This is a genomic window from Alysiella crassa DSM 2578, assembly GCF_000745955.1.
Classification (GTDB): Bacteria; Pseudomonadota; Gammaproteobacteria; order Burkholderiales; family Neisseriaceae; genus Simonsiella; species Simonsiella crassa.
Window position 1 is genome coordinate 1 of record NZ_JQKH01000088.1, and the last position, 9,013, is coordinate 9,013.

Below are 9,013 nucleotides of genomic sequence, written 5' to 3' on the forward strand. Positions count from 1 at the left end.
ATTAAGTATTCGTGTAGCATTTTTGTTTTATCAATAAAAAAGTTAAAAAATATTCAGGCTGCCTTGCGCTACCCTACAAAAATAAAATATTGCCTGAAATCGTTGAGATACAGCAATCTAACCCCCTCTCCTTTGGGCATGGGTATCTATACATCTTTTTACAATAAAATTAAAAGGTTATTTGAAATATCAATTCAATAGCCCTTAATTTTAGTTTCAAAATCACGCGTAACACGGCGAGATTTTGTCAGCTTGTTTTGAAATTTTTGTTGAAAAACAATCAACATAATCTCAAAAAAAGATGTGTAGATACCCATGCCTTTGGGAGAGGGAAAAATCGTGGTGCATTGAAAGTTTTCCCCTCTCCCTAACCCTCTCCCACAGGAGAGGGAACAGATGAGTGATAGACAAAAATTTGTAGGGTAATGAAAGGCTGCATGAATCAGCCATCAGCCAAAATCAGGCAGCCTGAAACGAATTATACCGTTTCAGGCTGCCTTGTTACAGAATAACATTGATAAGGTTATGCTTCGTGTTGCAAATTTTGACCTTGCTTGGTTTGAATGCGCAGGGTAAACACTGCCGCCAAAGCCAATAACACACCTGCAGACATCATGGCATTGCTTGGATTTGAGCCCAGTACATAATCGTAAATTTTGCCAAAAGTTAAGGTTTGGATAAGCATCGGAATCACAATCATCATATTGATAATGCCCATATACACACCATAGCGTTCACGTGGAATCTCGGCAGTGGCAATCAAAAATGGTACGCCCATAATGGAAGCCCACGCCACACCAAAACCAATCATCGGCACAAATAATAAATATTTATTGGAAATATGTGGGAAAATCAATAAAGCAATCGCCGCCAATGACACCGCACCCGCATGAACCACTTTTGCAGGATATTTTTTCGCCAATATCATCAAGCCAAAAGCCGAAATAAAGGTAACAATATTGTACCAACCATTCACCAAACCCGTCCAAGCCACTGCTTCGCCATACAGAGTTTTGTCATCGGGCGTGGTATTCCATACCGATTTGGCAATAGATGGCGTGGCAAATTGCCAGTAAATAAACAAAGCATACCATTGGAATAAATAAACCAATGCCAATTGTTTCAAAGCCTTAGGCATATCTTTGATGGCAGAGAAAATATCCGCTAACGCCACGCCCAAACCTTTTGGTTGGGCTTTGATACGGGCAATTTCTTCATCAGATGGTTTTTTTTCAGTCGTAGAAAATACGGAAATCAGCACCGAACCAATAGAACAAATCGCACCCAAATAAAACGAACCATACACCCAATACGGAATACCCGAATCATTCACCTGTTTCAAAAAATCCATCTGTTGGAAGAAATACAATGACACATTCGCCAAAGTAATCCCTAAGCCTGTAAACATGGATTGCATTAAGAAACCGATACCTTGTTGTTTTTCAGGCAGCGTGTCGGCAACAAATGCACGATAAGGTTCCATCGCAGTATTATTGCTGATGTCCAAAATCCACAACATCAGCACCGCCATCCACAAAGCCGTTACATGTGGAAATAAAAACAATGCAATAGAACACCCAATCGCACCAATCAAGAAAAATGGTCGCCGCCGCCCCCAAGGGCTAATCCAAGTACGGTCAGACAATGCGCCAATAATCGGCTGTACAATCAAGCCCGTAACAGGGCCCGCCATATTCAATAAGGGCAAATCACCATTTGGTGCACCCAAAAAACTGTAAATTGGGTTAACCGCGGTTTGTTGCAGACCAAAGCTGTATTGAATACCGAAGAAACCAAAGTTCATCAATATAATTTGGCGGAAGGTCATCATGAGTTGCTGCTGTGTCATAGAATTACTCCTAAACAAAGTTTGGAAAAACATTTTTCAGGCTGCCTGAAAATGAAAAATAGGGTTTATTTTCGGGCTGCCTGATGGATTTATTTTTAATGGTTCAGGCAGCCTGAAAATAAGTGAAGCAATCTTATTATCTGTATTTCATATTATTTTAAACACGCGCGCGCCAACACCGAATCGCGCCACACCGTTTCGCCCGACACCACACGGGGCGAAATCATTGGATTTTCGCCATCTTCTTGATTCAACAACATATTGATGGCTAATTTACCCATTTCCACATAGGGTAATTCGGCGGTGGTGAGTGTGGGATAGAGCGTTTCGGCAATTTGCGTGTGGTTGTCGTAGCCCGCCACCGAGATGGCTTCGGGGATTCTCACACCGCGTGTGCGCAACATGCCATACACACGCATTGCCATTTCATCGTTGCCGCAACAGAGTGCAGTGGGCGGATTGGGCTGGTTCAACACCTGTTCCAATGCTTGCCACAAATCACGTATATCATTGCTGCGGTCGGTGTAGCCTGTGGCGACCAGTTTCGCGTCAAAATCAATGCCAGCTTCCGCCAAAGCCGCCCGATAACCCGATAATCGCAAACGGGTGGCGATAATGTCTTCAGGCAGCGTGATATATGCAATGCGCCTATGCCCTTTTGCCAACATATTGCACACCAATTCGTATTGCCCAAACGCGTCATCAGGCACAATAGCGGGCGTATGGCGTTCATCAAAACAGTTTAGCAGCACGATGGGGCAATGTTCAGGCTGCATGGGCAATTCAATTTTCTGATGAAATTCGGATACATAAATCAAACCTTCCGCCCGATATTGTTGAAACAAGCGTACCAGTTTCGCAAAACCATCGTCCATGCCGCCTGTGTCGGCGACCATCAGAATTTTCCCAGCTTGTTCCGCCGCTTGTTGCACGCCCTGAATCAGGAAGCTGTCGGGCAAACCGCGCACATCAGCCGCATGGTCTGCCGCGCTAATCGCGCCTTTTATCACGCCAATCAAGCCCGAACGCTGCGAGCGCAACGCCCGCGCCGCCGATGATGGAATATAGCCCAAATCCGCGATGGCATTTTCTACCGCTTCGCGTGTACTGTCTTTCACGGGTGCGTCATTATTGATAACGCGGCTGACAGTTTTGGGCGACACACCAGCTTGTTTGGCGACATCATAAATGGTCGGCATCATCACCCTTTCATGGTCAAAATTGTCTATGACATCGGTGTCTGACATCGGTGTCATTTTGAATTTTGGCGATTTTAGTGTAACTTTTTGTAAAGCACAAGCGCGTTTTGCAATAAATTTAAATTTTTTGATTCAACACAAATAAAATGTGCGTGTTTTCAGGCTGTCTGAAAACCGTTAAAATAGATTTTTTCATCAATATAATTTGAAGGAATGGTTATGGAATTGGTATTTATCCGTCATGGTTTGAGCGAATGGAACGCGAAAAATCTGTTCACAGGCTGGCGCGATGTGAAATTGAGCGAACAAGGCATTGCCGAAGCTCAAGAAGCAGGTCGCAAATTAAAAGCGGCTGGCTATGAATTTGATATTGCGTTTACTTCAGTGCTGACTCGCGCCATCAAAACCTGTAATTTGGTGCTGGAAGAATCCGACCAATTGTGGGTGCCACAAGTGAAAACATGGCGTTTAAACGAGCGTCATTATGGACAATTGCAAGGTTTGGACAAAAAACAAACGGCAGAAAAATACGGCGATGAGCAAGTTCACATTTGGCGCAGAAGCTATGACACTTTGCCACCGCTTTTGGATAAAGATGATGAATTTTCGGCGCACAAAGACCGCCGTTATGCGAATTTGCCGAGCGATGTTGTGCCTGATGGCGAAAATTTGAAAGTTACGCTGGAACGCGTGTTGCCATTTTGGGAAGACCAAATCGCACCCGCCATTTTATCGGGCAAACGTGTTTTGGTGGCGGCGCACGGCAATTCTTTGCGCGCATTGGCAAAACACATTGAAGGCATTTCCGATGATGACATCATGGGTTTGGAAATCCCAACGGGGCAGCCTTTGGTGTATAAATTAGATGAGCATTTGAAAGTATTGGAAAAATTCTATTTGTAATTCATTGAATTAAATATGAAGGCAGCCTGAAAAATAGTTTTCAGGCTGCCTTAAATATTTTTTCATGCCAACTCATTGATTTGCAAAATGAAAACTTCATCGCCCACCACACGAAATTTCACGTCCACGCCCGCCAATTCCATGCCATACACGCGCTCAGGCAAATCTTGATACGCGGGGCGTGGGTCTTGGGCAAGACATTGTTCTATAATCGCTTTCGTGTTTTCAGGCAGCCTGAAATGATTGGTTTGCCACACCACGCGCAATTGCGGCGGCGCACCTTGCACAAAACCCGATGGCGCGTCTGTTTGCGCTTCCACAAAGGGAATGTAGGGCTTGATGTCCACTACAGGCGTGCCGTGCAGCAAATCGCTGCCGCCGCAAATCAGGCGAATCGGGCGCGCCGAATCGTCCACCCGCACCAAACGCAGCAGCGACAAACCCAGATGATTCGGGCGATGCGGCGAGCGCGTGGCAAACACGCCCATCTTTTTTTTGCCACCCAAACGCGGCGGTCGCACCATTTGCACCCAGCCTTCCGCCACCGCTTCGTGAAACACAAATTGTACCCAAATATAGCCAAATTCCGCCAAACCGCGCACGGATTCCACGCCAAATTCATCGTTTAGCACAATCACGGTTTCGGCGGCTGGCACGAGTTCGGGTTGGCGCGGAATGCCGAATTTATGGGTAAAGGGCGATTGGATTTTTCCTATGGATTGGATTTCAAATAACATATTGATTTTTTTATTTAATGGATTTTCAGGCAGCCTTTCAGTACACGACAAAAATCTTTCAGGTTTGTGGTTATTTCAAAAAATTGTCGTGTACTGAAAGGCAGCCTGAAAACTTATTCACACCATTCGCTGTCTTCCGCCGCTTGCGCCAAATTATTGGCTCTGAGCAATAATTCATCGCACAACACATCTTCGGTTTTGCCACATGCCACTTTTTCACGCGCAATCAATAAAGTATTCGGAAAATAAGCGCGTACCTGCTCATAATCGTGCAACACCGCCACCACCGCCTTGCCTGCCTGATTTTCTTGTCGCAACACGTCTAAAAGCGCGTAAGTGGTTTTCGTGTCCACCGCGTTAAATGGTTCATCTAACAATAAAAATTTGGCATTTTGTACCAACATTCGCGCCAACAAAACGCGTTGAAATTGCCCATTGGACAATTCACTAATGGCGCGTTCAGCAAAATCGCCCATTTCCACACGTTTTAAGGCAGCCTGAACGCGCTCGCGTTGCGCCGCATTCACATTGCCAAAAAAACCAATTTCATACCACAAACCCATCGCCGCCAACTCAAACACCGTCATCGGCTGCGACCTGTCCACATCGGATTGCTGTGGCAAATACGCCAATTCTTGCCGCCCCAAACCCTGCCAATGCACCCCGCCCGTGCTGCAACGCAGCAAACCCATAATGGCTTTCAGCAAAGTGGATTTGCCCGCGCCATTGGGCCCGAAAATGGCGTACATGCAGCCATCGGGAAATTCCATATTGACATGATGAACGGCTGGACGCGATTGGTAGCTAACCGTCAGATTTTCAACGACAATACTCATTTTGCCACCGCCCAAAAATACACGCCCCAAATCAGGGAAATAATGACCATCGCCAACGCCAAACGTTGCCACAAGCCTGTTAATAAAAGGGAAAATAATTTCATAAAATAGGGAAACGGGTTTACAGGCAGCCTGAAAACCCGATTGTGAATGTAAAAATGATATTGTATAACAAAACCGATGGCACTCGGGGCAAAACTTTTTTCAGGCAACCTGAAAAGCTCCAATCATCTCCAACAATTCTTCCCCATATTCCGCGATTTTCTCATCATCAAAACCATGAATCTCGCGCAAATCGTCCAGCGTTTCGGGCAATTTATTCGCCAGCGCGCGCATCGCAGGTTTACCCAAAATCTGAAATTCGGGCAATTCGGCTTCTTCCGCTTTCATCGCCACCCATTCTTGCAAATCTCGTAAAAACAATTGCTTATACTTTATTTCATCGTTCAGGCTGCCTGAAAATGGCGCACAAATAGACAAAATTTCCTTGCCATATTTGCCCAATTTCACTTCGCCCAAACCATAAATCATATTCAAATCAACCATTTGTTCTGGCGTAAACGCCACCAAATCCGTCAAACTTTCTTCGGGGCAAACCGCGTGCAACGACACATCATCGCGTTTCGCCGCCATCTCACGCCATACTGTGAGTTGGCGTAATAATTCATCGTCTCGTGGATTAGAGTGTTGATGAGAAACCGTTTTTTCACTTTGGGCAACATTCAGGCTGCCTGAAACGAATTCCGCCACAATGTCTAAAATCTCATCGCCAAATTTGCCGATTTTTGCTTCGCCCATGCCGTAAATTTCACGCAAATCTGATTGATTTTTCGGCAATTTTTCCACCACTTCGCGCAAGGTTTTGTCGCCAAAAATCACATAAGCAGGCACATCGTCCGCTTTCGCCCGCGCCACGCGCCATTGGCGCAAGGCTTGCCACAAACGCTCTTCGCGCTCGGTACGCAGCCAAGTGTCTGTTTTGGCGACTTTTGTCGCGGCTTTTTCCCGTTTGAGTGGGCGCAACAACACGGTTTGTTCGCCGCGCAACACAGGTTTGGCGGCTTCAGTCAACATTAAGGCTTGATAATTGTGCATATCATTGTTTAATAAGCCTAAACCAATACATTGTCGCGCCACATTGCGCCAATCTTTGTCGCTCAAATTATCGCCTATGCCAAACGTGGACAATTTATCATGCCCATTTTGCACAATCCAATCCGTTGATTTACCACGCAAAACTTCAATCACATAACTCGCCGCAAAACGCTGCCCCACGCGATACACGCAACTCAATAATTTTTGTACGATTTCCGTGCCGTCAAATTTGGCTGGTGGGTGCAAACAATTATCGCAATTGCCGCAAGGTTCTGATTGTTCACCAAAATGTCGCAGCAATAATTGCCGTCTGCAGGCTGCCGTTTCGCACACGTCAAACATGGCGTTGAGTTTTTGCAATTCAATTTGTTTTTGGAAATCAGATGCTTGGCTTTCAGTAATGCGCTCTTTGAGCAAGAGCAGCGTGTTCATGCCATAACACAGCCAACTGACTGCAGGCAGCCCATCACGCCCCGCACGACCGCTTTCCTGATAAAAATGCTCAATGCTCTGTGGCATGTCCAAATGCGCGACAAAACGCACATCGGGCTTGTCAATCCCCATGCCAAAGGCGACTGTGGCGACCACAATCACATTGTCTTCATGCGTGAAACGATGTTGATTTTGTTGGCGAATTTCCAAAGACAATCCTGCGTGATACGGCAGCGCGTGCAAACCGTGTTCACATAAAAACGCGGCAATTTCTTCCACATTGCGCCGACTCAAACAGTAAACAATGCCGCTTTGCCCATGCATTTGTTTTTGAATAAAATCAAGCAATTGTTTTTTACCATTATTTTTTTCAATCACTTGGTAATAAATATTCGGGCGGTCAAAGCTGGACACAAATTCGGGCGCGTTTTCCAGTTTTAAATAATGTTTGATGTCGGCGCGGGTTTCTGCGTCTGCGGTGGCGGTCAGGGCAATGCGCGGAACGTGCGGATAACGCTCGGCGAGTAAGCCAAGTTGTTGATATTCTGGGCGGAAATCGTGTCCCCATTGGCTGACACAATGGGCTTCGTCAATCGCAAATAGGCTGACGGTCGTGTTGTCCAAAAATTTCAAAAAACGCTCGGAAACCAGCCTTTCGGGGGCAACGTAGAGCAGTTTCAGGCTGCCTGAATGAATATCGTCTGCCAATTGGCGCACGGTTTCGGGCGGCGTGCCGCTATGCACCGCCGCCGCGTGAACGCCTGCCGCACGGAGATTGGCGACTTGGTCGTCCATCAGCGCAATCAGGGGCGACACGACAATCGCCACGCCATCGCGCATGAGCGCAGGGATTTGATAACACAGCGATTTTCCACCGCCTGTGGGCATGAGTACCAGCGCGTTGTCGCCACGCAAAAGGGTTTGGACGATGTCGGCTTGTTTGCCGCGAAATTCGGGATAGCCGAAAGTGTCATGGAGAATGTGTTGGGCGGTTTGCATTTCAGGCTGCCTGAAAAATAAAATCAAAGATGGGCGATTTTAACACGAGCGAATTTTTAGGCAGCCTGAAAACGCTATTTTCGGGCGGTAAAGCGTGCTTTGGCGGGCATACGCTCGGCAATGCGGGCGCGGTTGGCGGCGAGTGCGGTGTTGGTTGGCGTGTAATCGCGCCACAATTCGGGGCTGGTGGGCAAATTTTCCGCCCAACGGTTTTGCACATTAAAGCCACGCGCCAAACATTCTTCGTGCAATAATTGATACCTTTTCTGCAAAAACAAGAGTTTATCAAAGAAAAAACGCACATGTCCTTCGCCCAATTTATAATCCGCAGGCTGCCCGATTAGGCTGAATTTGCCTTTGGCAACTTGGTTGGGAATGCGCGTTAATTCGCGGTGTTCGGCGAGCAAATGTTGGTCGCATAATTCGCTGGGCGGGACGAGATTGATTCGGGTCATGGTTTATGTTCCGAGTTTAATCAGTAAATGAGCGTTTCAGGCTGCCTTAAATTTTATATTAAAATATATAGCAACTGTAGGTTGCGACATTCACAAATCACACCAAGTCCACCCCGATATTTCAGGCAGCCTGAAAGCAGCCAATTGAAATATCGGGATATTTTTCTGCAAAAACACAATGTAAAATCGTTTGACAAAAATTAACCATGCCATAACAATGGGCGGAAAATACAATTTTCAGGCAGCCTTTCAGTACACGACAAAAAATCGGACGACCTGTTTTGGGTTTGAAAAATAGTCCAAAGTTGCCATCATCAACATGGCAGCTTTGGCAAGCTGCTCTAAACCAACACGAAAAATACCTTGCGATAAACGTTCATGAGATTTAGGCTTAATTGGATTAAGCGCATGTTGCCAACGCCCAATGACATAAGCCCAAGCCAATGTAACTGCCAGAATCGCAAACAACTTTTCCATTTTAACAGGGTCAGTCATGTGCGTGGCTTCC

At 46.2% G+C, this 9,013-nt stretch carries 8 protein-coding genes and 1 pseudogene; 1 reads left to right on the forward strand and 8 read right to left on the reverse strand.

Annotation, left to right across the window (positions count from 1 at the left end; all coding sequences use genetic code 11):
* Nucleotides 1–523: 523 nt before the first annotated feature.
* Together Q338_RS10715 and Q338_RS10720 are read right to left on the reverse strand one after the other, a co-directional pair.
* Nucleotides 524–1,849 (reverse strand): MFS transporter, encoded by a 1,326-nt coding sequence (locus Q338_RS10715; protein WP_034295250.1) that lies wholly within the window; start codon nucleotides 1,847–1,849, stop codon nucleotides 524–526.
* A gap of 152 nt (nucleotides 1,850–2,001) precedes the next feature.
* Nucleotides 2,002–3,105: a LacI family DNA-binding transcriptional regulator gene (locus tag Q338_RS10720; protein ID WP_248784406.1), complete on the reverse strand. Its 1,104-nt coding sequence runs from the start codon at nucleotides 3,103–3,105 to the stop codon at nucleotides 2,002–2,004.
* Between the two features lie 162 nt (nucleotides 3,106–3,267).
* On the opposite strand from Q338_RS10720, the gene Q338_RS10725 reads away from it, so the two are divergent.
* A complete protein-coding gene (locus Q338_RS10725) occupies nucleotides 3,268–3,951 on the forward strand; it encodes a 2,3-diphosphoglycerate-dependent phosphoglycerate mutase (RefSeq protein ID WP_034295251.1) in 684 nt (227 codons plus the stop codon).
* Between the two features lie 62 nt (nucleotides 3,952–4,013).
* On the opposite strand, the gene tsaA is transcribed toward Q338_RS10725, so the two are convergent.
* The 6 genes and pseudogenes from tsaA to Q338_RS10755 all read right to left on the reverse strand — a co-directional run.
* Complete coding sequence (gene tsaA, locus Q338_RS10730) at nucleotides 4,014–4,688, reverse strand: tRNA (N6-threonylcarbamoyladenosine(37)-N6)-methyltransferase TrmO (RefSeq protein ID WP_034295253.1); 675 nt, start codon at nucleotides 4,686–4,688, stop codon at nucleotides 4,014–4,016.
* A 113-nt stretch (nucleotides 4,689–4,801) separates the two neighbouring features.
* Nucleotides 4,802–5,524: a metal ABC transporter ATP-binding protein gene (locus tag Q338_RS10735; protein ID WP_034295255.1), complete on the reverse strand. Its 723-nt coding sequence runs from the start codon at nucleotides 5,522–5,524 to the stop codon at nucleotides 4,802–4,804.
* Nucleotides 5,521–5,736: a hypothetical protein gene (locus tag Q338_RS10740; protein ID WP_172540003.1), complete on the reverse strand. Its 216-nt coding sequence runs from the start codon at nucleotides 5,734–5,736 to the stop codon at nucleotides 5,521–5,523. Before Q338_RS10740 ends, Q338_RS10735 begins: the two co-directional genes overlap by 4 nt.
* On the reverse strand, nucleotides 5,729–8,050 hold the full coding sequence (recQ, locus tag Q338_RS10745) for a DNA helicase RecQ (RefSeq protein WP_034295257.1): 2,322 nt from the start codon (nucleotides 8,048–8,050) through the stop codon (nucleotides 5,729–5,731). Before recQ ends, Q338_RS10740 begins: the two co-directional genes overlap by 8 nt.
* Before the next feature lie 74 nt (nucleotides 8,051–8,124).
* Complete coding sequence (locus Q338_RS10750) at nucleotides 8,125–8,505, reverse strand: pyrimidine dimer DNA glycosylase/endonuclease V (RefSeq protein WP_034295259.1); 381 nt, start codon at nucleotides 8,503–8,505, stop codon at nucleotides 8,125–8,127.
* A 249-nt stretch (nucleotides 8,506–8,754) separates the two neighbouring features.
* Nucleotides 8,755–9,013 (reverse strand): annotated as a pseudogene (locus Q338_RS10755) (hypothetical protein); the annotation flags it as partial.